Annotated in this window: 21 protein-coding genes; 12 read left to right on the forward strand and 9 right to left on the reverse strand. The window is 44.7% G+C overall.

The window, feature by feature from the left end:
• The first annotated feature begins 134 nt into the window (after positions 1 to 134).
• From sapA to J4N43_RS09650, 5 genes are read left to right on the forward strand one after another with little or no spacing between them, the layout of a single operon-like run.
• Positions 135 to 1,754, forward strand: a complete 1,620-nt coding sequence (gene sapA / locus J4N43_RS09630; protein WP_033905101.1) for an ABC transporter substrate-binding protein SapA — start codon at positions 135 to 137, stop codon at positions 1,752 to 1,754.
• Positions 1,754 to 2,716 (forward strand): ABC transporter permease, encoded by a 963-nt coding sequence (locus J4N43_RS09635; protein WP_005378122.1) that lies wholly within the window; start codon positions 1,754 to 1,756, stop codon positions 2,714 to 2,716. Before sapA ends, J4N43_RS09635 begins: the two co-directional genes overlap by 1 nt.
• A complete protein-coding gene (locus J4N43_RS09640; protein ID WP_005378123.1) occupies positions 2,703 to 3,590 on the forward strand; it encodes an ABC transporter permease subunit in 888 nt (295 codons plus the stop codon). Before J4N43_RS09635 ends, J4N43_RS09640 begins: the two co-directional genes overlap by 14 nt.
• Positions 3,590 to 4,585 (forward strand): peptide ABC transporter ATP-binding protein, encoded by a 996-nt coding sequence (locus J4N43_RS09645; RefSeq protein WP_005378126.1) that lies wholly within the window; start codon positions 3,590 to 3,592, stop codon positions 4,583 to 4,585. The genes J4N43_RS09640 and J4N43_RS09645 overlap by 1 nt, the downstream gene beginning before the upstream one ends.
• Positions 4,582 to 5,373, forward strand: coding sequence for a peptide ABC transporter ATP-binding protein (locus tag J4N43_RS09650; RefSeq protein WP_005393308.1), 792 nt, complete (start codon positions 4,582 to 4,584; stop codon positions 5,371 to 5,373). Before J4N43_RS09645 ends, J4N43_RS09650 begins: the two co-directional genes overlap by 4 nt.
• Before the next feature lie 82 nt (positions 5,374 to 5,455).
• On the opposite strand, the gene J4N43_RS09655 is transcribed toward J4N43_RS09650, so the two are convergent.
• Positions 5,456 to 5,845 (reverse strand): DUF2750 domain-containing protein, encoded by a 390-nt coding sequence (locus J4N43_RS09655; RefSeq protein WP_005378129.1) that lies wholly within the window; start codon positions 5,843 to 5,845, stop codon positions 5,456 to 5,458.
• Positions 5,846 to 5,913: 68 nt separating this feature from the next.
• Complete coding sequence (locus tag J4N43_RS09660) at positions 5,914 to 6,819, reverse strand: manganese-dependent inorganic pyrophosphatase (RefSeq protein WP_017634678.1); 906 nt, start codon at positions 6,817 to 6,819, stop codon at positions 5,914 to 5,916.
• A gap of 186 nt (positions 6,820 to 7,005) precedes the next feature.
• On the opposite strand from J4N43_RS09660, the gene J4N43_RS09665 reads away from it, so the two are divergent.
• Positions 7,006 to 8,220: a putative manganese transporter gene (locus tag J4N43_RS09665; RefSeq protein WP_005378133.1), complete on the forward strand. Its 1,215-nt coding sequence runs from the start codon at positions 7,006 to 7,008 to the stop codon at positions 8,218 to 8,220.
• 77 nt (positions 8,221 to 8,297) lie between these two features.
• Here the strand turns inward: J4N43_RS09665 and J4N43_RS09670 are convergent, their stop codons facing one another.
• The 4 genes from J4N43_RS09670 to torE form a co-directional block, all read right to left on the reverse strand.
• Entirely contained in the window at positions 8,298 to 10,037 is a 1,740-nt protein-coding gene (locus tag J4N43_RS09670) for a glycoside hydrolase family 36 protein (RefSeq protein ID WP_053349507.1), read from the reverse strand.
• Between the two features lie 198 nt (positions 10,038 to 10,235).
• Complete coding sequence (gene torA, locus J4N43_RS09675; protein WP_005378138.1) at positions 10,236 to 12,698, reverse strand: trimethylamine-N-oxide reductase TorA; 2,463 nt, start codon at positions 12,696 to 12,698, stop codon at positions 10,236 to 10,238.
• A gap of 26 nt (positions 12,699 to 12,724) precedes the next feature.
• Positions 12,725 to 13,909 carry a pentaheme c-type cytochrome TorC gene (gene torC, locus J4N43_RS09680; protein WP_033905099.1) on the reverse strand — a complete coding sequence of 395 codons (1,185 nt, stop codon included), beginning with the start codon at positions 13,907 to 13,909 and terminating at the stop codon, positions 12,725 to 12,727.
• 50 nt (positions 13,910 to 13,959) lie between these two features.
• On the reverse strand, positions 13,960 to 14,139 hold the full coding sequence (gene torE / locus J4N43_RS09685) for a trimethylamine N-oxide reductase system protein TorE (protein WP_005378141.1): 180 nt from the start codon (positions 14,137 to 14,139) through the stop codon (positions 13,960 to 13,962).
• A 462-nt stretch (positions 14,140 to 14,601) separates the two neighbouring features.
• Here torE and J4N43_RS09690 point away from each other — a divergent pair, with 462 nt between their 5' ends.
• Both J4N43_RS09690 and J4N43_RS09695 read left to right on the forward strand, forming a co-directional pair.
• Entirely contained in the window at positions 14,602 to 15,414 is an 813-nt protein-coding gene (locus J4N43_RS09690) for an ABC transporter permease (RefSeq protein WP_158159618.1), read from the forward strand.
• Positions 15,415 to 15,768: 354 nt separating this feature from the next.
• Complete coding sequence (locus J4N43_RS09695; protein ID WP_005378145.1) at positions 15,769 to 15,906, forward strand: hypothetical protein; 138 nt, start codon at positions 15,769 to 15,771, stop codon at positions 15,904 to 15,906.
• Between the two features lie 85 nt (positions 15,907 to 15,991).
• Here the strand turns inward: J4N43_RS09695 and focA are convergent, their stop codons facing one another.
• Positions 15,992 to 16,852 (reverse strand): formate transporter FocA, encoded by an 861-nt coding sequence (focA, locus tag J4N43_RS09700; RefSeq protein ID WP_054577945.1) that lies wholly within the window; start codon positions 16,850 to 16,852, stop codon positions 15,992 to 15,994.
• A 299-nt stretch (positions 16,853 to 17,151) separates the two neighbouring features.
• Here focA and J4N43_RS09705 point away from each other — a divergent pair, with 299 nt between their 5' ends.
• Positions 17,152 to 17,385 (forward strand): TIGR02647 family protein, encoded by a 234-nt coding sequence (locus J4N43_RS09705; RefSeq protein ID WP_005378148.1) that lies wholly within the window; start codon positions 17,152 to 17,154, stop codon positions 17,383 to 17,385.
• A 43-nt stretch (positions 17,386 to 17,428) separates the two neighbouring features.
• On the opposite strand, the gene J4N43_RS09710 is transcribed toward J4N43_RS09705, so the two are convergent.
• Positions 17,429 to 17,875 (reverse strand): PACE efflux transporter, encoded by a 447-nt coding sequence (locus J4N43_RS09710; RefSeq protein WP_005378150.1) that lies wholly within the window; start codon positions 17,873 to 17,875, stop codon positions 17,429 to 17,431.
• A gap of 89 nt (positions 17,876 to 17,964) precedes the next feature.
• On the opposite strand from J4N43_RS09710, the gene J4N43_RS09715 reads away from it, so the two are divergent.
• From J4N43_RS09715 to J4N43_RS09725, 3 genes are read left to right on the forward strand one after another with little or no spacing between them, the layout of a single operon-like run.
• Positions 17,965 to 18,843 carry a LysR family transcriptional regulator gene (locus tag J4N43_RS09715; RefSeq protein WP_005378151.1) on the forward strand — a complete coding sequence of 293 codons (879 nt, stop codon included), beginning with the start codon at positions 17,965 to 17,967 and terminating at the stop codon, positions 18,841 to 18,843.
• Between the two features lie 18 nt (positions 18,844 to 18,861).
• Positions 18,862 to 19,689: an NAD-dependent epimerase/dehydratase family protein gene (locus J4N43_RS09720; protein WP_025766873.1), complete on the forward strand. Its 828-nt coding sequence runs from the start codon at positions 18,862 to 18,864 to the stop codon at positions 19,687 to 19,689.
• Positions 19,686 to 20,324, forward strand: a complete 639-nt coding sequence (locus J4N43_RS09725) for a YdcF family protein (protein WP_025766874.1) — start codon at positions 19,686 to 19,688, stop codon at positions 20,322 to 20,324. The genes J4N43_RS09720 and J4N43_RS09725 overlap by 4 nt, the downstream gene beginning before the upstream one ends.
• Positions 20,325 to 20,384: 60 nt before the next feature.
• On the opposite strand, the gene J4N43_RS09730 is transcribed toward J4N43_RS09725, so the two are convergent.
• Positions 20,385 to 20,963, reverse strand: coding sequence for a thymidine kinase (locus J4N43_RS09730; protein ID WP_005378154.1), 579 nt, complete (start codon positions 20,961 to 20,963; stop codon positions 20,385 to 20,387).
• Position 20,964: the final 1 nt, after the last annotated feature.

Below are 20,964 nucleotides of genomic sequence, written 5' to 3' on the forward strand. Positions count from 1 at the left end.
CACCTTACAGTGTATGGATTTTATGTTTGGAGCGAGTTCACAAAGGTGATAAATTAGCGAGATCATTTTCGCTTGTTAGCTTTGAAAGAGTAAGATCAAACGAAACGAGCAAGATCCAATGAACATTTCATATTATGAATGCTTTTATAAGATTATCGCTGAGCCTTATTGGGATTAGCCTACTGACCGCTTGTGGCGATGAAATTGACCACAATGATATTCGCAAAGCTGGCTTTGTGTTTTGCGGACAAGGTAAGCCGACCACGTTTAACCCTCAGCTTATTGATAGCGGTATTACCGCAGAGGCTCTGAGCCCGCAGCTGTACGATACGCTGCTCACGCTCGATCCTAAATCACATCAGCCCGTGGCAAGCATCGCCGAGAGTTGGTCAGTAAATGAATCAGGGACGGAATACACGTTTAAGCTTAAACGTGGTGTTAAATTCCAAACCACACCTTGGTTCACACCCACTCGCCCATTGAATGCAAAAGATGTGGTATTTAGCTTCAAGCGAATCATCGATGTAGACCATCCTTTTCACCAAGTAGGTGGTGGTTTTTATCCATGGTTTGCAGGGTTAGATTTTCAAAACCTACTCCAAGACGTGGTTGCAATAGATGAGTATACGGTAAGGTTTACGTTATCTCAGCCAAACTTTTCTTTCTTGGCCAATATTGCCACCAGCCATGCGGTTATCTTGTCTGCGGAGTATGGACAGCAATTGGCAGCAAAAGATCATAAAGAAGAAATCGACCAACTTCCTATCGGTACCGGCCCTTATCAATTAAAAGAGTACCAAGTGAACGACTTGATTCGATTAGAGCGTCATTCAAATTACTGGAAGTCACCAGCAAAAATGGAACAAGTGGTGTTCGATATCTCTCACAGAGGGACGGGTACATTAGCTAAACTTTTAAGAAACGAGTGTGACGTACTCTCTTCACCTATTTCGAGCCAAATACCTGTCATTCAAGAAAATGACAACCTTGAGCTGACGGCTACACCAGCTAACAACGTTTCCTTTATTGCGATAAACACAGAAACCACCGCGCTGAGTGATGCTCGAGTTCGCCAAGCTCTTAACTTAGCAATCAACCGTCAAAATATTTTAGATTCGGTTTACTACGGAACTGGCTCCCAAGCTTATACCTTGCTACCACCTAATTCATGGGCTTATCAAAAAGACAGCGTAAAAATTCGTTATGACCGGAATTATGCATTGGCACTACTTCGAGATGCAGGCTACGAAGACGGCCTAGAATTGACCATGTGGGTACCACTTGAACCACGTGCTTTTAACCCAAGCCCTCGCAAGACCGCAGAGCTAATCCAAGCGAATTTTGCCGATATTGGGGTTAAATTAACGCTACTTACCGATGATAGGTTTGAACGTGTGGATTTGGAGAACATCAACGATATCGATTTACTTTTAACTGGTTGGATTGGTGATACCGGGGATCCTGACAACTTTTTCCGCCCTTTATTATCTTGCGAGTCTGACCGCGTTGGCCTTAACGTGTCCATGTGGTGTAACGATGACTTCGATTTCTTGCTCGATTTGGCTTTAGAAACTCAAGAACCGCGTTACCGTTTGAACCTATATCGCCAAGCACAGAACATTTTGAATCAAGAGTTCCCGGTTATTCCTCTGGCGCATGGCGTGCAGTTCCGTGTGCACGACAAATCGCTGACAGGCTTCAAATCAAGCCCTTTCAATGCCCAACCGTTTGATAGAGTTGAGAGAATTCACTGATGTTTTGGTATACCGTTCGACGCTTTAACCTATTTATCATCACTTTGATGATCCTTACATTAGTGGGTTTTTCTCTGCTGCGCCTTGACCCTCTCTCGCACTGGGCAAACGTTGATTTTTGGTCTGGCTGGCAAACTTACTTGATCAACCTTTCTCAACTCGATTTTGGCATAAGTAAAAACGGCAATGCGATTTACGACGAGCTCGCCGTTGTATTCCCAGCCACTTTGGAATTGTGTTTCTTTGCCTTTTTGGTGTCCCTTTTGATCGGCATTCCACTTGGAACCGTGGCTGGGATGAAGCAAGGTAAATGGCTCGATACCAGCATTTCATTCATGTCAATGTCTGGTTATTCCGCCCCAATCTTTTGGGTTGCTCTGTTACTTATCATGGTCTTTTCATTGGAATACCAACTCTTTCCCGTTGCGGGACGGTATGATTTACTTTACGAAATTGATCATGTAACCGGGTTTGCCATTATCGACGCATTCATGGCGAAAGGCGAATACCGCGCTCATGCACTGCAAAGCGTTATTGAGCATATGGTGCTGCCATGTTTGGTGCTCGCTTTGGCTCCAACCACCCAGGTTGTCGGACTAATGCGTTCCTCGGTAGCGGAAGTGATGAGCCAAAACTACATCCGTGCAGCGAGAATCAAAGGTCTTTCTAACCGCGAAATCGTAACTCAACATGTATTGCGGAATGCGATACCGCCTATCATTCCCAAAGTTGGTGTTCAACTTTCGAGTATGATTACCTTAGCTATCATCACGGAGTCTATTTTTAACTGGCCAGGTATTGGTCGTTGGCTTTTAGATGCGCTAGCAAGCCAAGACTATGCATCTATCCAAGCTGGCGTGATGGTACTTGCGACTTTGGTTCTTACCGCTAACATACTCTCGGATTTGATTGGCGCGATGATTAACCCTTTAGTTCGAAAGGAATGGTATGCTAACAAATAACGTTTATCAGGAAGAGCGTATTCCAACACAGTTTGAGCGTTTTTGGCGAAGCTACCGCGCCAACGGACTAGCCATGTTTGGCTTGTGGTGCTTGGTGTTTATCGTCCTTATTACCATTTTTGCCCCCCTACTTGCACCATTTGACGCCCAAGCACAGTCAGGTGAGTTGCTTGTGCCGCCATCATGGGCCCCAGCAGGAACGGTTGATTACTTTTTGGGGACCGATGACTTAGGTAGAGATATTCTTTCGCGCCTGATTATGGGCTCTCAGCTGACATTTGGCGCTGCTGTCGCCATCACCGCAATTGCTGCCGTTGTAGGCTGTTTAATTGGCGTATTGGCAGGTATGACGAAAGGCTTACTGTCGAGTACTCTCAACCACTTGCTCGATACCGTCATGTCGATCCCGTCGCTCTTATTAGCAATCATTTTTGTGGCATTTCTCGGCTTTGGTGGGTTCAATATTTTACTCGCAATCTGCTTGGCTTTGATTCCGCGTTTTATTCGCTCCGTTTATATCGCAGTCCACACCGAAGTTGAAAAAGACTACATAATGGCAGCACGCCTTGATGGCGCTAATGATTTCTACTTACTGTGGAGTTCAATTCTTCCTAACATTCTGACGGTCATTGCCGCTGAAATCACACTCGCGCTCTCTGCTGCGATTTTAGATATTACGGCACTGGGTTTTCTTGGCCTAGGCGCACAGGCCCCAAGCACCGAGTGGGGAGCAATATTAGGTGACTCTGTCGAGCTTATTTATATTGCACCTTGGACAGTGACCCTACCCGGCCTGACCATCATGTTTACTGTTATTACCCTAAACTTAGTAGGTGAAGGTGTACGTCAAGCGCTTAATGCGGGGATCGAATAATGCCGTTGTTAGATATTCGACATTTGACCATTGAGATCGAAACACCTCAAGGGTTGGTCAAAGCCGTTGACCGAATGAGCCTAACTTTGAACGAAGGCGAAATTCGTGGTCTTGTAGGTGAGTCTGGCTCTGGAAAAAGCTTAGTTGCAAAAGCGATTGTCGGGGTAAGTAAAGATAACTGGCGCATCACCGCTGACCGTATGCGCCTTGGCAATATTGACTTGCTTCAGCTTACGCCAAAAGAGCGTCGGCGCGTCATTGCTCGTGATATTGCGATGATTTTCCAAGAGCCTTCAACTTGTCTTGACCCTTCAGAGGAAGTCGGGCGTCAATTGATTGAATCCATTCCATCTCGCGCATTTGAAGGGAAATGGTGGGAGCGATTTAAATGGCGTAAAAAACAGGCCATCGCGCTTTTGCATAAAGTGGGTATTAAAGATCACAAGCGTTTAATGGGTAGCTACCCTTATGAACTGACTGATGGTGAGTGTCAAAAGGTCATGATTGCCATGGCGATTGCGACCAAACCAAAGTTGCTGATCGCAGATGAGCCAACCAACGACTTAGACCCGATTACTCAATCGCAAATTTTGCGTCTGTTGAGCCGCATGAACCAACTTAATAACACAACCATTTTGCTTATCGGCCACGACTTAGCGACCATAACACAGTGGGCAGGACGTATTACGGTAATGTATTGTGGTCAGTCGGTGGAGTCTGCCGATACCAGTAAAATCATTGCGGCACCCAAGCACCCGTACACCGATGCCTTGCTTAAAGCGATGCCTGACTTTAATGATTGGGTACCACACAAGCAAAAACTCCAATCCCTACCGGGCTCGATTCCGCCATTGCAGCATCTGCCTATCGGTTGTCGCCTCGGACCACGTTGCCCATATGCGCAGAAACAATGTGTAGAAATTCCACACACCAGACGAATTAAGAATCATAAATTTAACTGCCACTTTCCATTGAACACGGAGAAAAAGTCATGAGTGCGTTACTTGAAGTCGATAATTTATCGAAGCAATTTGTTACGCGCTCCCGTCTGTTCAAACGTCAGGTTAATGAGGCAGTTAAACCGGTAAGCTTTACTTTAGAGCCAGGACAAACTATTGGTTTTATTGGTCAAAACGGGTCAGGAAAATCCACACTAGCTCGTATGCTTGCTGGCGTTGTTGAACCAAGCTCCGGAGAGATCCGTGTGAATGGCGAACGATTGGAGCACAAAGATTACGCGACACGCTGCAAGCTCATCCGCATGATTTTCCAAGATCCAAACACATCGTTAAACCCACGAATCCAGATTGGTCGTATTTTAGAAGGTCCGCTAAAGCGAAATACCAACATGCCGCCAGATGCGCGCATGCAGCGTGTAAAGAACACCCTACTCCGCGTAGGATTGCTGCCTGAGCACGCCTATTTTTATCCACAAATGCTAGCGGCAGGTCAAAAACAGCGCGTGTGTTTGGCTCGTGCACTTATTCTTCAACCTTCCATCATTGTCGCTGATGAGGCGTTAAACGGTTTGGATATGGCAATGCGCTCGCAGATCATTAACTTATTCCTCGAGTTGCAAGAAGAGATGGGATTGTCATTTGTGTACGTGTCTCAGCATATTGGCATTGTTAAGCATATTACTGATAAAGTGATGGTGATGCATGAAGGTGAAGTGGTCGAGTTTGGCGAGACCAACCAAGTACTGACTCATCCCGAGCATCCTATTACTCAACGACTAGTCGAAAGCCACTTTTATAAAGCGCCAAGCCATCAAACAAAATAGCTTATCAAAGATGTAATCGTGCAAATGTAAAGAAGCCTGCTTTAACGCAGGCTTCTTTATTGCATGGGTACTAATCAAAGAACTAACGGCGGCTCGCTTGTTTGCGCAGTTCAAAATCAAACTCGTCAGGAAACAATACGACCCCTTCTTCATTTTGATTTGGGAATACAACAATCGATAGCTCGTCATCCTCTAGACCAGAGGTCCAACGGCTGTGCCACTTGTTTAAAGAGATCGCCTCAGGCTCGCAATCTTCCCAATCACCATTCGCCCATTGCAAAGCAAACTCTTCGTTTGGCCATACTGGTACACAATCATCATCTTCTGTATTTAACATGACACAGCCATGTTCGTCTTTCAGAATCCAAACCTTACGATTCGCCACAATCTCTTTTACGCAGTACTTTAAACGTTGCTCTTCGTTGTAGCGATTAATGGTATCCATCTGCTCTTGGGTCAGTTGCTCAGACATATTCGTCTCCTATTTCCCATAGAAAAATGCCCGCAGCTAGGCGGGCATTTAAAGTATATGCTAGAAAATTAAGCTAGCTCAGTTTGAAGCCAAGGCCAACCTTGCTTCTTACGGCTTAGCGTGTTTTCCATCATTAGCATGCCGTCTTTTTCGTGCTTAACAAGCTTCTCAGCCCACTCACCTTTGTATAGAAGACGAGTTTGAGCAGTCGTGATGTCTGTTAGCATTACAGCAGCGAACGCTAGGTTATCTTTCTCACAACGAGATTCTAGGTCTGCTTCTAGTGCTTCGATCATACCGTCAACTTGCTCAAGAGTTGCAAGTTCAACCTGACCAACCACTACGTCACGACCGTTGAATGGGTAACCTTTAAGGTCTTTCTCAACAAGCTCAGCCGCTGATAGACCTTCGATGTTTGTTTTAGCAATTAGAAGATCTTTAGTGAACGCGTCAACATCTTGTACGTCTGCGATTGCCGCTAGTTCAGCAACGGCATCTTTGTCTTTTTGTGTACAAGTTGGAGAAGCAAAACCTACTGTGTCAGATAGAATTGCTGACATCATTAGCTTAGCAATTTGTGGAGTAATCGCGTGACCTTCAATCTTGAACATGTTGAATAGAACAGTGTTGGTACAACCAACAGGCCAGATCCATGCTTCCATTGGGTTTACTGTCATCACGTCACCTAGACGGTGGTGGTCAACAATACCCGCAATTTCAGCTTCTGCGATATCGTCTGGTGCTTGTGCTAGATCTGAGTAATCTACTAGCCAAACGGTCTCACCCGCAACTGATGTGCGAAGCTCAGGAACTTCAGCGCCAGCAACTTCTAGGATGTGCTGAGTTTCACGGTTGATTTCGCCTTGGCGAATTGGCATAGCTTCAACGCCACGCGCTTTTAGAAGTTCAGTTGCAACGAGTGCACTACAAATACTGTCACTGTCTGGGTTCTTATGACCTACAACTAGAATCATGTTTCTTCCTATTCAAGTCAATTTTATACGCCGCCTAATACAGTTAATTAGGGCGTGTTTGCTCACAAAGGCCGATACTTTACCTGATTTCAGAGAGTTTGACACGAAGAAAAGTTCACAATGCTATTGCGAATAAATCTCATTTACATATAATGATAATTATTCCTATTTGCATTTGAGTAAACGATGAACGCGACCCAATTATTACACTCTGCACAACAGTTGTTTCAGCCTACTCAGTTTCGTTTAGCTTATAAGCGATTGCTGATCCCTATCGTCATGCTCATTTTGCTAGGCAATGAAAATACACGTGACGTAGCCGTACAGACGCTATCCGACTCATTCTGGGCGGTGTCATGCTATGTTGCTGCCACATTGGCTATTTATCATTATCTTTCAAACTTTATGTCGAAAACCAATCGAATTACCGAGCTATATCATCGCTCGCGTAATCATCAGGTTTTCTTTGCTTCTTTGTTGGGTGCTTTGCCTGGCTGTGGTGGCGCTATTGTTGTGACAACGCAATTTATTAGTGGCCGAGTAGGATTTGGTGCGATTGTCGCGGTACTTACTTCAACAATGGGTGACGCTGCCTTTTTACTTCTGGCCGCCAAACCAAGTGTTGGATTAGGCGTGGTTGGATTAGGCATTATCGTGGGTACTCTTTCAGGGTTAGTCGTTAATGCTTTTCATGCTGATAACTTTCTGCGACCAGAACCAAAAGAAGCACCTCAGACACATGCTTGTTGCCAACACCAGACAGACCGACACACACCCCTTGAACAACGTGCAATCAATCTACAAGGCGCATTTTGGAAATGGCTTATTGTGCCTGCTAGTGTCGTTGCTGTGTTAATGTCTTTCCAAATAGATATTAATCAGTTGCTATCTTTGAAAGCCAACACCATTGAATGGCTGGGCGCTATCTTCGCGGTGATCACAATGTCGTTGTGGGCTATGACAAAAGAGCTCGGCGATTATCAGTCAACGGTCTCTGAAGATGAAAAAATCGTGGACTCACACCCGATTCAAAAAGCAGCACAAGATACGAATTTCGTCAGTGCTTGGGTGATCGTTGCTTTTCTGGCGTTTGAGCTGACAACCTATTTTTCTGGACTCGACCTTGTAGAAACCTTTTCTCATTGGGGAATTTGGATGCCATTAGCTGGCCTAGCCATTGGTATGTTGCCTGGTTGCGGACCGCAAATTTTAGTCACTAGCCTATACATTTCTGGTGCAGCGCCACTTTCTGCGCAACTGGCCAATGCGATTTCTAACGATGGTGACGCCCTATTCCCCGCCATTGCAATGGCACCGAAAGCTGCTTTGGTCGCGACTATTTATTCGTCCATTCCTGCGTTTATTGTTGGATACGGGTATTACTTTTTATTCGAGTTCTAACGCCCAGAGCATCAAAACGAGAAAGGAGCCGCAATAGGCCCCTTTCTTGATCTTGGTATTGGGCGATTTACTTCACGTTATGCTGTAACGATCGCTTTCGCATTGAGCCCTTTATCCACGCTCACCATTAACAACTGGCAAGGTTCTTGGTTTAGCTTTTCCCCTGTCCAGTAATCATACCAGTCCACCGGTTGATCAGACGTCAGCGTAAATTCCATCGCTCCGTAACTCGCATAATTAAACAAACAATGGAGGTCATTCTTCGTCGTTAGTTTTAAAAACGCGTGATTTAAACTCAAAGCGGTAAACTTTGCAGATTGTTGGTTACGTTGTTGACGTAACATGAGCTTAGCCAGTGTCTTCTTAGCAAACGGCGTAATCTCAGGGAGCGGGTCACCAGACAGCAGCAAACCACCACTCGCTAATAACACCGTGCGATGAAATTCATACTCTTCTCTGGATGCAGATTGATTAGCTAATGAAGTGAACGTGGCGCAATCCGGGTCAATTTGCCACAATTTTCGATGCTGCCAACTACGGTAAAAGGTTTCTTTGGCTATCTGTTCGAATCGACGACTATGACGCTCTACATCGTCAGAAACACGCATTGCATCCACAAGTCCCAGAGATGGCCACATTGGCGCGTTACAACCTAATAGCCATGCATCTCCTGCGCCTTTAGCAATCGCTTCCATTCCTAAGCGATACGCCTCAACGCCTGTAATACCAGATTGTTTACGAACACCTTTTAAGGTGCCCCAATAGTTCGCGTCTAGCTTGAACAACTCAACGCCCCACTCTTGTCTCATGACAGAGACCACATGCGTCAGATGGTCTTGCACTTCTGGGTTTGAGGTATCGAGTATGTACCAAGGCGTGCATCGCCAACCACCGTATGTGACATCTTCTGCTTTAAGTAAGCCACCATCCTTGTGGCGAACAAACCAATCTGGATGCTGTTTGAAGATCTCCGACTCAGGCTGTGCAATGAAAGGCGCCATCCAAATCGCCGGCTTTTTGCCTTTTGCACGGATACTATGAATGAGCTCTTTCACACCACCAGAAAACTTATCCGATGGGATTAACCAATCGCCCATAAAGGCTTGATAGCCATCATCCAGAAGTAGCCACTCTAGGTCTTCGAGCTTATCTTGCATGCAATCCACGTTCTGCATGATGTTTTGCTCTGTCACGTCCGCGTAGTACGCGTACCACGAACACCAACCAACAGGCGCATCTTGTGTCACACCTTGGCGAACAGGATGATGCTTTGCAATCATCTCGCCATAGGTTTGATAAAGCTCGGACAGTGATTGACCGCAGAGTACCGCCACGGATTCAAGTTGATTACTTTCCCAATCCGCCACTTGAGTCAACTCACCATCAATTGCGGCTGATAAAACCCAATGACCATCACGCAGTACAACATCAAAATAGCCAGCAAAGCGATGACATGATGTGAAGCCAAACAATGTGTAGCCCGCTGAACCTTCCACCACTAAATAGTTGTAATAACGCTTAGGGGCATCTTTAGGGTAGATTCGATAAGAAGGATTATTGTCTGGGCAGCGACCAATATCAATGGGGTGATTGATCGTTCCCGCCGTTTGCGCCAACATTTGAAAACCATCCCCAATTACGTTGGCCTCGTGCTCGTACAAAAACGGCATTTCGAATAACACTTCACGGTCGGTAAAGGTTTTATTGTGAAGACCAGCAAAAGAAAAATGTAATTGATTACCCTCGACTTCAACTTGGAAGTCATTGTTATTCACAGTGATCTCAGTGTGATTTGCTAATTGAATGCTCTGAGCCATAAAGAGTCTACTCACTTAATTATTATTGTTTAGCTTGGCGCATTATCTCCTGCTTGTCTCACCCAATTCGTTACCATCATCACGAATACCAGTCTTGTTTAACGTTATGAAGTTACTATTGAGACAACGCTCACTGAAATTTTGATAAAAAAATACCAGCCCTGAGGCTGGTATTTCGATTTATGCAAACTGCACTAATTAAGCAACTTCGATCGGACCACCAAATGAAGTGACTGGCGGCACTTTACCTGTGAACTTCTCGAAGTCTACGATACATGTGTTCGCAGAAGTCGCCTGTGCAAGCTCAGAAGAACCGATGTCTTGCGTTAGCGTGTTAGGATCACCGTAGGTACAGATTGCGCCCTCTTTCTCGTTTAGAGGACCGTACCATGCACCTTCTTCGATACGAATAACGCCACGTGGGTAGCTGTCAGTCAAAACAGCACCAGCTAACAGCTGACCACGACCGTTGAATACACGTACCAAATCACCATCTTTGATGCCTTTTGCTTTGGCATCCGCTGGGTTGATGTAAACCGGCTCACGACCTTGTACCGCGTAAGTCGCGCGGAACTCTTCAGACTCACACATTTGAGAGTGAAGACGCTTATCAGGGTGGCAAGACTGCAACCAGAATGGATATTTATCTGAACCAGGACCACCGTGTGAACGCTCTGATTTTTCGAACCACATTGGGTGCTCTTGACAGTGTTCGTAACCGTAACGGCCGATCTTGCGTGATGTAATCTCGATGAAGCCAGACGGTGTACCTAGTGGGTTAAGCTCAGGATCTTTACGGAAGTCCGCATGACGAACCCAAGGTTTACCTTCACCGAAGTCTAGTACGCTCTTCTCCCAGAACTCGTTGAATTCTGGCATTTCGAACTTACCTTCGTTCGCTTTTTTACAATCGTTGTAAAGGCTTTCGATCCATTCCATCTCGCTCATACCACGAGTGTATTCTTCGCGGCGACCAAAACGCTGAGTGAGTTCACTCATGATTTGGAAGTCAGGCTTAGATTGGAACAATGGATCAACGAGGCGATGCATCGCAATCAGACCTTTGTTCGAGTATGAACCGTATACGTCGATGTCGTTACGTTCCCATTGCGTACACGCCGGTAGAACGATATCTGAGAAACGACATGTCGCAGTCCAAGCAAACTCGATCGTTACAACCGTTTGAAGTTTGCGGAACGCTTTCTTCATGCGGTTACGATCTTGATGGTGGTGCCATGGGTTACAACCCGAGATAACCATCATCTTGAAGTCTGGCAGTTTCACTTTACCGCCGTTGTAGTTGATCTCTTTGCCAGGTTCTAGCAGACAGTCGATCCAACGTGCAACTGGGATAGTACGACTGTAACCGTTAAAGTCGTTGTTGTCCCACTTCGGTTTCATACCTTGGTCAAGGTTACGAGGGAAACCACCAGGGCCCGCGAAACCAGTAGAAGGCACACCGATACTTGAGTAATGGTGACCGTAAGAGATACCACCGCCAGGTAGACCGATTTGACCAACCATTGCAGCAACCACAGCCGCTGCCCAGTATGGCTGCTCACCGTGCTCTTGACGCTGGATACACCAACCCATCAGGATCTGTGTACGACCGCTGACTAGCATGCGTGCGAATTCACGGATCTTGTCCGCTTTCACGCCACAAATCGCTGCTGCCCATTCGGGCGTCTTCTCTACTTTGTCTTTTGTCTTACCTTGAACGTATTGAATGAACTCTTCAAAGCCTAGACAGTAAGTATCAATGAATTTCTTATCGTACAGGTTTTCGTTGTACAACACGTGTGCCACAGCGAGCATGAACGCTACGTCTGTCAGCGGGTTGATGTACAAGTGATCGTTCTCTAAGTAGCGCTGAGTTTTGTTCTTCACTGGGTCTACAGATAGAACGTTGATCTCACCTTTCGCCACTTTTTCTTTTAGTTGTGCAAGGTACTTAAACGACTCATGCGTTTCGCAGTTCCAACCTACTTGAAGGTTTTTCACTGGGTCGTTAGCCCAAAGAACGATGTTGTCAGAGTTTTCTAGGATCTCAGACCAAGACGTACCTTGTGCGTAAACTTCGGTTGAACCTAGCACGTACGGCATAATGGTTTGGCCTGCACCCGTCGAGTAGTCACCTACTTTCGTGATGAAGTTGCCATGCATACCCACTGCACGTTGCATGTGCGCGGTACAGTTGTTAAATGAACCCGTTTGATTCCAACCTGTTTGACCTGCATGCAGCGCCCATGGGCCGTAGTCTTTTTGAATACGTTCTAGCTCACGGTAGAACAAGTCTAGCGCTTCATCCCAAGTTACTCGGATGAAACGGTTGTTACCGCGAGTATCCGCGCTGTATTTGTGTTTCTTCAACCAATCTAGACGAACCATTGGGTAACGAACACGTGAAGGGCTGTAGATAATACCCTTAATGCCGTTCAACATTTCTGTTGGGTTTTTGTCTAGCTCTAGCGGCTTGATCTCTTGAACTTTACCCGCGTAGATGTGGGCGCGGAACGCGCCCCAGTGAGAACCGGTTACTTTCCAAGTACCTGTCGTCTCAACGGCATTTGCAGAGGCGGACGCCAATAAGCTAGGACCAATTACTGACGCTGCACTTGTGGTTGCTACACCTTTAAGAAAACTTCTTCGTGTAATAGCCATTTAAAATTACTCCAATCCGACGCTTATTAGTGGTGACCTTCAGCATAATCTGAAGAGTGTTTCTGTAGATACTTCAAGATCAGTGCTTCACTGTCTGTATCTAGGTTAACGAACGCCAACATACCGTCGAACATACCTGGCCAGGTGTTCGCGTCGAAGTGCGCTTCCGCAGGTTGAGTGTGACATACAGAACAATTGGTCTTGTAGGCTTCACGAGATTTTTCCCAAACAGGATTGATGTCGTTCAGCATAGACTCTTTCTTAATCCATACTTTCGCCGCTACTTTTTCCCAAGGAAGGCCTGTTAACTCATCCACTTTTTTCTCACCAGTCGTCACAATGCTGCTGTCTGTTGCTGCTTCTTTCATCAGAGACGCAGTCGCAATGTTCTTACCGAAGTCTTCTTGAATTACACGACCAAAACCTTTTGCTTTGCGCCAACCGTCAATTTCGATCTCAACAAACTCGCCTTTGTCTTCAAGAACTTTAACGGTCGATGCAGGATTAAGAAGACCAGCTTCTTTACTGCCTTGCGCATCAAAGTAAATTGGTAGGTGACGAACGCTCACGAGTTGCTGACCAACGCCGTAATCTGTGTTAGAAGTCATACCCTCTAGATCACCCACGATACCGCCAATGCTGTCCATGCCTGCTGGTAGGTTGTGTGCAATACCCTTGTGACAGTCAACACAGCTTTGATCTTTCTCAGCGGCTTGCTTCATTTGGATACGAGCCGTAGGAGACATTTGCTCGAAATCCATCGATTCGTAGTTGTGACAGTTTTTACACTCCAGAGATTTGTTTGCCGAGAAACGATCCCATTCGTGTTTAGCAAGTTCGATACGACGCTCTTCGAACACACCCGGTTCGTCGTAGTTGCCAAATACTTGTGCAAATACTTCTTTAGAAGCTTGCATCTTACGAGCGATCTTATCTGTCCAGTTATGTGGAACGTGACAATCAGGGCAGGTAGCACGAACACCAGAGTGGTTTTTCCAGTGCACCGTTTCTTGTAGCTCAACGTACACGTTGTCACGCATTGTGTGACAACTAATACAGAATTCTTCTGTGTTGGTTGCTTCTAGAGCGGTGTTAAAGCCACCCCAAAAGATAACACCAGCAATAAAGCCGCCCATAGTCAGCACACCTAGGCTGATATGTACAGCTGGGCGCGTCATGGTACGCCACAGTTTAATGATTAATGATTTCATTATTTGCTCTCTTAAAATCTTTTCAAAAGTGTGGTTATGAGCTCACTGGCTTACATGCCGTGCGCGCCTGGAGGCCCAAAGAAGAAGACTTGCAACATCCAAACTATGAACCCGTAGCCGCCAACAAAGGCCACACTCAGAATTGGGAAGAGAACAACTGCAATGAAGAGGAACGACTTCCACTCCAGGGAGCGTTTTTCACCACTCTCAATTTTATTAACATCACTCATACATTTGCCTATTTTGTATCTAGTGTTATTGAAAAGCCCGCGTAACCAAGCTTAAGTTTTTTACAATCTCTAATGGAAAATGTTAGACCATACTAATAGTAGGGTTCAATCAAATAAGCGACCTCAGACCTTGTAATTCAACACTTTTTTGAGCTCATCCAGAGATATGATGGATTGATGTTATTTATTAAAAAACATGAACAGATGTGACAAAATAAGTCTTTTAAGGGGTTGTTAAATAAACAACATTTAAGAAACATCGATCACATTTAAATCGTAATTACCATGCCATAAATCGACTTAAAAACTCCGAAAAAGATAACCGTTTGTAAACAAAATGCTGCGTATTAATGTCGAAAATAGCACTCAAGATTTACTTTAAGAACAGCAAAAAGTGCACGTAGTGGTTCATATAAAGGGGAGGCTTAGATACAATTATTCGCGTATTTTCAAGGAGCGATTATGGATAACGTGGTGGATATAAGCTGGGTCAAACTGGCACTGTTTGGTTTGATTTTATTGGTCCCCTTTTTTATCAATGCTCGCTACAAATTAGGGATAGCAAAAGACACCATAATCAGTGTTATCCGAATGACACTTCAGCTCATATTGATTGGCGTGTATTTAGAATATCTTTTTCAATCAAACAGCTTACTTGTCAATATACTTTGGCTTGCCATCATGCTACTGATTGGTGCCAGCTCAATTGCGGGAAAAGCTCGCTTACCTAAAAAGCCACTTATGCTTCCGCTACTAACGGGCCTTACCTGTGGTCTAATACCACTTCTGATAGCAATTACAGCAGGCTTAGTGCAACCATCCCCTATTTACAATGCGCAGTACATGATCCCACTTGCTGGTATGTTATTGGGTAACAGCTTGAGTAGTAATATCATCGCTCTTCAGAATTTGTTTACGGCTTTTGAGCAGAGACAAGCAGAATATGAGGCTGCAATCTCACTTGGAGCATCTCCTCGCTACGCATCCTTCCCCTTCATTCAAGAGGCTCTAAGAAAGTCCCTTGCCCCGACTTTAACTTCTATGGCCACTACAGGGCTGGTTACCTTACCGGGTATGATGACCGGTCAAATTCTAGGTGGCGCGAGCCCGATGGTTGCGATTAAATACCAGTTAGTAATTATGCTGGCGATTTTCGTTATGTTGAGTGCCTCCGTAACCATAACGTTAGAAATGACATTGCGCTGGGTACAAACCAAAGAAGGCCGAATCAAGATAAAAATCGAGCAACCCGAATCGACCAAAACTCATGGTTAGCTGGCGCTTGTAGGTAAAGACCGTTAAACAACTTATATTGCCAAGTCGAACGTACTTATAACTGAATAACTCAACTATTCTTCGAGCACTCATCAAGACGCTTTCAGATGAAAAGTCAGGCAGAATTCTTTTTGATATAAGCCTCTAATTTTATGAAATTTTCTTTGCAAGTTTAGATACGCACGACCTTTGATACAGGTTATCCACAGAAAATGTGGATAAGCCCCCAAAACCTATACGCAACCAGAAACATAGCAACATAAGTGATCAATCGAATCGTCATGCATTGATCACGTGACTGACATGTTCTAATTTTAAAGTAAAGGCAGTGACCACAAACTTGGAGAGACGTACATGGATGTCTTAATGATCAAAGAAAATTACGATGAACTCCTGTCCGATGCACCTCTGGATTGGCTAGTTCAAGAACCAAAGGAAGTAACTTCTCATTGGCTCCCAACCGATTTTGGCATCAACGAAGAGTTGATTTAGCATGACTCGACTTATTTGGCATTTGCAGAGACAAATAAAAAGAAAGGCGAACCATCTGGTTCGCCTTTCTTGTGATCTTCTAAACTTATCGCAAATGGTTATCTTCATCGCGTAGATAAATCATCCAATACCACATGCCAACAAATACGCCACCACCAATAATGTTTCCTATCGTAACAGGAATTAGGTTGTTTACGATGAACCCCATCATGTTTAAGTCCGCGTAGTTTGCAATATCTACCCCTGTCATTTGCCAAAACGCTTCTGGCGCAAAGTACTTAATACCAATCGCCATAGGAACTTGGAACATATTCGCAATACAGTGCTCAAAACCTGCCGACACGAACATAGCCACAGGCAAAATCATGACCGCTATTTTATCTGTCAATGTTCGCCCACTAAACGTCATCCAAACTGCAATACAAACTAATACGTTACACATAATGCCAAGCGCAACAGCAGCAAAGAAACCATGATGTAATTTGTGTTGGGAGATCGCCATCGCGTTAAGACCAACTTGGCCATGATCAAACATATATTGCTTGGTAACTAGCATACAGGCCACGAGCAAAATGGCCCCAACCATATTGCCAAAGTAAACCACCAACCAGTTTTTGATAAGTGCTTGCCAAGAGATTTTTCCACTCGCACGCGCAACTAGTGTTAGCACAGAGCTAGTGAAAAGCTCGCCGCCAGTAACCACCACCAAAATCAAACCAAGGCTAAATGCCAGACCACCAATGAGTCGTGTAATGCCCCAAGGCAGCTCGCCTGCGCCTGTCGTTACTGTGGTATAGAAGATGAAAGCAATACCAATATGAAGCCCCGCAGAAATGGCGAGCAGAAAAGATTTGATTGGAGCTTTCGTTGCTTTGCCTACCCCCACTTCAGCCGCGCGTTCCGCAGCTTGTGGCGGTAATAGTGAGTCAAACTGATTAAAGTTCATTCTGGTGTAACATTTAGAAACATTTAAAGAGGCGCGGATAATCGCTCTATTTCCCTATTTTTTCAAGTGCTATTTGGCGTGTTTACTAAAATCGTTGTTATTGGGAGATCAAGCAATAAATAGCGCCTATCATTCGCTACCGTAAGTATCATTGATACTTAACAAGTATTCGGCCTTTCGAACAAAGATCCTGCGTTATATCAGCCTGATAGCGCCATACTTAACACTTCTTGTCGTTGAATGTTGCCCAACGCTACTTTTCAGACTAGCTTGGTAAAAAAAGCGCAAAGGAATCATTTATGAAATATTCAGCTGAACATATCGCCGAATTGAATCTACTTCTTCAGTTCGACCTAAGTAGTGCTGCAACTGGTATTAAAGTTCATACAGACGCGTCAGAAGAAATGCAGGCAGCCGTTGCTCGTCTATATGAGAAGCAACTTTGTACACAGCCTGACGGTGGTTATCTAACAGACGAAGGCATTGAAGTTGCAGAACATGCAGATAAGATTTTAAGAGTTTTGTCTGTGTAATTTGAACAAAAAACGCCACCGAACTCGGTGGCGTTTTTTAGTCCTATATTTTTCCTGTCGATGCCTGCGGCAATAATCGCTTTTTCATTTTGCTAAATGGTTGAACCTTGTCATACAACCAGTTAAAACCAGTAGCATAAAATAGGAAGAAAACGAGGAAGCCGGCTTCCAGCATCAGAGCTTGAAGAAGCGTAATTTCTAAGAACCAGGCAATCACAGGTAGAGAGATAAAGATCAATCCTCCCTCGAAACCAACAGTGTGTCCAAGCCGCATCGCTAAACTTCGCTCAGCTCGATTGCCACCAAACCACTTATCAAAGTACAAGTTGTAGATGTAGTTCCATATCACGGTATACATGCTCAACCCGACCCCAACCAACGCAAGATCACTAGAGCCCTTTCCAGTGATCAATGAAGCCGCTGGTACAATAATCGCGAGTGCGATTAACTCAAAAAGTACTGCATGAAAAATTCGTTCGTTACGAGTCATATTTCTCTGTCCAAATAGTTCTACTCAATGCTTAGAATTTTATCTATTATTTAGATAACCAAAAGTTAGATACCATCGGTTTAAGCGATATGTTTACCATCGAACAACTGCAAGCTTTTATTGCTACATCAGAAGCAGGATCATTTTCAGGAGCAGCTAGAAAACTGGGGCGAGCTCAATCTGTAGTGAGCCAGCACATCATGAATATGGAGATCGACTGTGGCGTTGAGCTTTTTGATCGATCAGGCAGGTACCCTAAATTAACTGAGAATGGCCTCGCGCTCGTACCTTATGCACAAGCAACAATCAGCCAACTCGACCGCCTAAACAATAGGGCATCGCAGCTCTTTTCCACGCCAACGAACAAATTAGTCTTAGCTATTGATGAAGGGATTCCTCTGACTCGCTTGCCGGATGTGCTAAAGAAGTTAGAGCAACGCTTTCCACACTTACAAGTTGAATGCTTAACGGCATCAAGCCCTGATATCATTGAATTGGTTAAGTCGGAACGCGCCACGACTGGGATTATTTTGAGTGATTTACAAATGCCAAGGCACATCGATTTCACCAATCTTGGCAATATTGCATTTGATGTCTATGTCTCTTCAACGCATCCTTTAGCAAAGCAGCAAATCACTCACATTGATCAACTAAAACAACATCGTCAATTGGTCATACGATCCAAAAGTGCAGAGCCATGTGGTCTCAATCAAGCATTTAGCCCAGATATCTGGTACGCTGATAACTACTATATTTTGTTGGAATTGGCGAATAAAGGGTTTGGTTGGTGCTTTCTACCACAGCATTTAGTCGCGTATTCACCTAATACATTAAAAAAAGTTGGGGATGATTTCACAAAACTGGCTTGGCAAGTCAATGTTGACCTTATTCAGCACCAGAAATGGCATTCAGATCCCCTCCATCAACAAGCCAAAGCAGAACTGCTCAACCTATTCGGGCAGACATAAGTAAGTAGGAAGACCCAAATGGCAAATACATTGATCGTAGGTGCAGGCTGGCTCGGAACTCCGCTAGCAGAAACATTGATGAAAGATGGACACTATGTTGTCGTCACTCGTCGTAGCCAAACTCGATTAAAAGAGTTACCCACCTCATTAACTCACTCCGCATTGTTCGATTTCAATCAATTGAACGCCACAGCACGGCTAGATGAGCTGCTCAAACAGCATCAAATTACGCACGTTATCGGTGCTTTTCCTCCAGGATTTCGTAAAGGACGCGGTCAAGAATATGCACAGCAATGGCAAATACTTGCCAACGCAGCTAAGCAAAACAACGTTGAAAAACTTCTCATGATCAGCTCTACCACGGTTTACCCTAACCTTGCTTCCGATATGGAAGAAGCTGACGCGTCACTCTCTTTAGCAGCCGAAAGCCCTTATTTCTCTGACAATGCACGTATTATGCTTCAAGCAGAGCAGCATGTTATCGACTCGAATATTAACTTTGTTATTCTACGTTGTAGCGGATTAATCGGGCCAGATAGACACCCATCTCGCTTTGCAGCAAGGCTTCAACAAGTTAGTCGTAAAGCACCAGCTAATATGCTTCATCAAGATGATGCTGTCTCGGCTGCGAAATTTGCCTTAGGCAATTTAAGCAACCAAGTCATTAACGTTACGACACCTCATACTGTCAGCAAGGCTGAGTTCTACCAAGCTGCCATAAACAAAATCGGAAGTGAGATACCTCTTCCACCCGTCACAGAGCAAGCTGACAAGCGTATTCTTGCTGACAAACTACTCTCACTTGGTTATCGATTTCACTTCAATTCAACTTTGGATGCGCTATGAGACTCTATAGACATATAGAAACGCTTTGGGATTACATGCAACTCAAACATGAACTGAAACCTGCGGACTGTTTGTTTGTGATGTGCAGTAATGATGTGCGTGTAGCGGAGCACGCTGCCAAGCTCTACCACCAAAAGTTGGCACCTTTGATTGTATTTTCAGGGGGTGAAGGTCGCTTCACAGATGGACTGTTTGAAAAAAGCGAAGCAGAAACCTTTGCCGAGATTGCAAAGATGTCGGGCGTTCCAAGTGAAGCAATTTTGCTCGAAACTGAATCCACAAACAGTGGAGAAAATGTTCGCTTTACTGAGCAACGATTAAAAGAGGAAGGAAAACAGTGTTCCTCGTTTATTCTGGTACAAAAACCGTTTATGGAGCGTAGAGCAATCGCGACATTTGAAAAACAGTGGCAGTCACCCTACACTCAGCTCCAAGTAAGCTCTGCGGCTCTTCCATTTTTTGAATACATTAATGAAGACATGCCATTAATGATGGTGCTAGAAGCACTAATGGAAGATTTCTCTCGCGTAAAAAGCTATCCAGAGAAAGGATTTCAAACCGAGCAGAACATCCCTCAGCAAGTCGAATCTTCTTACCAGGTTTTACTCGAGCGGTTTGGTTTTGACTTAGTCTAACTTTTTCTAACCGGCAACAAAAAGCCACCAAGTTCGGTGGCTTTTCTGTATCAATACGGCTTATTTACCGAGCGCTTCTTTGTAATGTTGGCGGCATACGGAGACATACTTATCGTTACCGCCGATCGCAACTTGATCGCCTTCTTTAATTGCCACGCCGTGTTCATCGGTACGAATAACCATATTCGCTTTGCGGCCGCAATGGCAGATTGTTTTGAGCTCAACCAGCTTGTCTGCCCAAGATAATAGATACTTACTGCCTTCAAAAAGTTCGCCTAGAAAATCGGTGCGAAGGCCGTAACACAATACTGGAATATGCAACTTATCAACGACTTCAGTAAGTTGATAAACTTGTTCTTTCGACAAGAACTGACACTCATCAACAAGAATACAGTGACGTTTTTCAACCTCATTCAGAGCTGCGATCTCCTGATACAAATTGGTATCCTGACGAAATAAATGTGCGTCAGATTGAAGACCAATACGAGAGCTCACTTTACCGACACCAAAACGATCATCTAGCGCAGCCGTAAAAATAACTGGCGTCATGCCGCGTTCTTGATAGTTGAAAGAGGATTGAAGAAGCGTTGTTGATTTACCCGCATTCATTGCTGAGTAATAGAAATACATCTGAGCCACA

The sequence above is a fragment of the Vibrio sp. SCSIO 43009 genome (assembly GCF_023716525.1).
Lineage (GTDB): Bacteria > Pseudomonadota > Gammaproteobacteria > Enterobacterales > Vibrionaceae > Vibrio > Vibrio alginolyticus.

What these genes read in the sequence shown, in the direction of transcription:
- J4N43_RS09655 (WP_005378129.1), bottom strand. Translation starts at nt 5,845, where the DNA reads ATGTCTGAGCAACTGACCCAAGAGCAGATGGATACCATTAATCGCTAC.
- J4N43_RS09670 (WP_053349507.1), bottom strand. Translation starts at nt 10,037, where the DNA reads ATGGCTCAGAGCATTCAATTAGCAAATCACACTGAGATCACTGTGAAT.
- J4N43_RS09635 (WP_005378122.1), top strand. Translation starts at nt 1,754, where the DNA reads ATGTTTTGGTATACCGTTCGACGCTTTAACCTATTTATCATCACTTTG.
- J4N43_RS09645 (WP_005378126.1), top strand. Translation starts at nt 3,590, where the DNA reads ATGCCGTTGTTAGATATTCGACATTTGACCATTGAGATCGAAACACCT.
- torC (WP_033905099.1), bottom strand. Translation starts at nt 13,909, where the DNA reads ATGAAATCATTAATCATTAAACTGTGGCGTACCATGACGCGCCCAGCT.
- J4N43_RS09715 (WP_005378151.1), top strand. Translation starts at nt 17,965, where the DNA reads ATGTTTACCATCGAACAACTGCAAGCTTTTATTGCTACATCAGAAGCA.
- focA (WP_054577945.1), bottom strand. Translation starts at nt 16,852, where the DNA reads ATGAACTTTAATCAGTTTGACTCACTATTACCGCCACAAGCTGCGGAA.
- torE (WP_005378141.1), bottom strand. Translation starts at nt 14,139, where the DNA reads ATGAGTGATGTTAATAAAATTGAGAGTGGTGAAAAACGCTCCCTGGAG.
- sapA (WP_033905101.1), top strand. Translation starts at nt 135, where the DNA reads ATGAATGCTTTTATAAGATTATCGCTGAGCCTTATTGGGATTAGCCTA.
- J4N43_RS09725 (WP_025766874.1), top strand. Translation starts at nt 19,686, where the DNA reads ATGAGACTCTATAGACATATAGAAACGCTTTGGGATTACATGCAACTC.
- torA (WP_005378138.1), bottom strand. Translation starts at nt 12,698, where the DNA reads ATGGCTATTACACGAAGAAGTTTTCTTAAAGGTGTAGCAACCACAAGT.
- J4N43_RS09650 (WP_005393308.1), top strand. Translation starts at nt 4,582, where the DNA reads ATGAGTGCGTTACTTGAAGTCGATAATTTATCGAAGCAATTTGTTACG.
- J4N43_RS09665 (WP_005378133.1), top strand. Translation starts at nt 7,006, where the DNA reads ATGAACGCGACCCAATTATTACACTCTGCACAACAGTTGTTTCAGCCT.
- J4N43_RS09695 (WP_005378145.1), top strand. Translation starts at nt 15,769, where the DNA reads ATGGATGTCTTAATGATCAAAGAAAATTACGATGAACTCCTGTCCGAT.
- J4N43_RS09690 (WP_158159618.1), top strand. Translation starts at nt 14,602, where the DNA reads ATGGATAACGTGGTGGATATAAGCTGGGTCAAACTGGCACTGTTTGGT.
- J4N43_RS09720 (WP_025766873.1), top strand. Translation starts at nt 18,862, where the DNA reads ATGGCAAATACATTGATCGTAGGTGCAGGCTGGCTCGGAACTCCGCTA.
- J4N43_RS09640 (WP_005378123.1), top strand. Translation starts at nt 2,703, where the DNA reads ATGCTAACAAATAACGTTTATCAGGAAGAGCGTATTCCAACACAGTTT.
- J4N43_RS09705 (WP_005378148.1), top strand. Translation starts at nt 17,152, where the DNA reads ATGAAATATTCAGCTGAACATATCGCCGAATTGAATCTACTTCTTCAG.
- J4N43_RS09660 (WP_017634678.1), bottom strand. Translation starts at nt 6,819, where the DNA reads ATGATTCTAGTTGTAGGTCATAAGAACCCAGACAGTGACAGTATTTGT.
- J4N43_RS09710 (WP_005378150.1), bottom strand. Translation starts at nt 17,875, where the DNA reads ATGACTCGTAACGAACGAATTTTTCATGCAGTACTTTTTGAGTTAATC.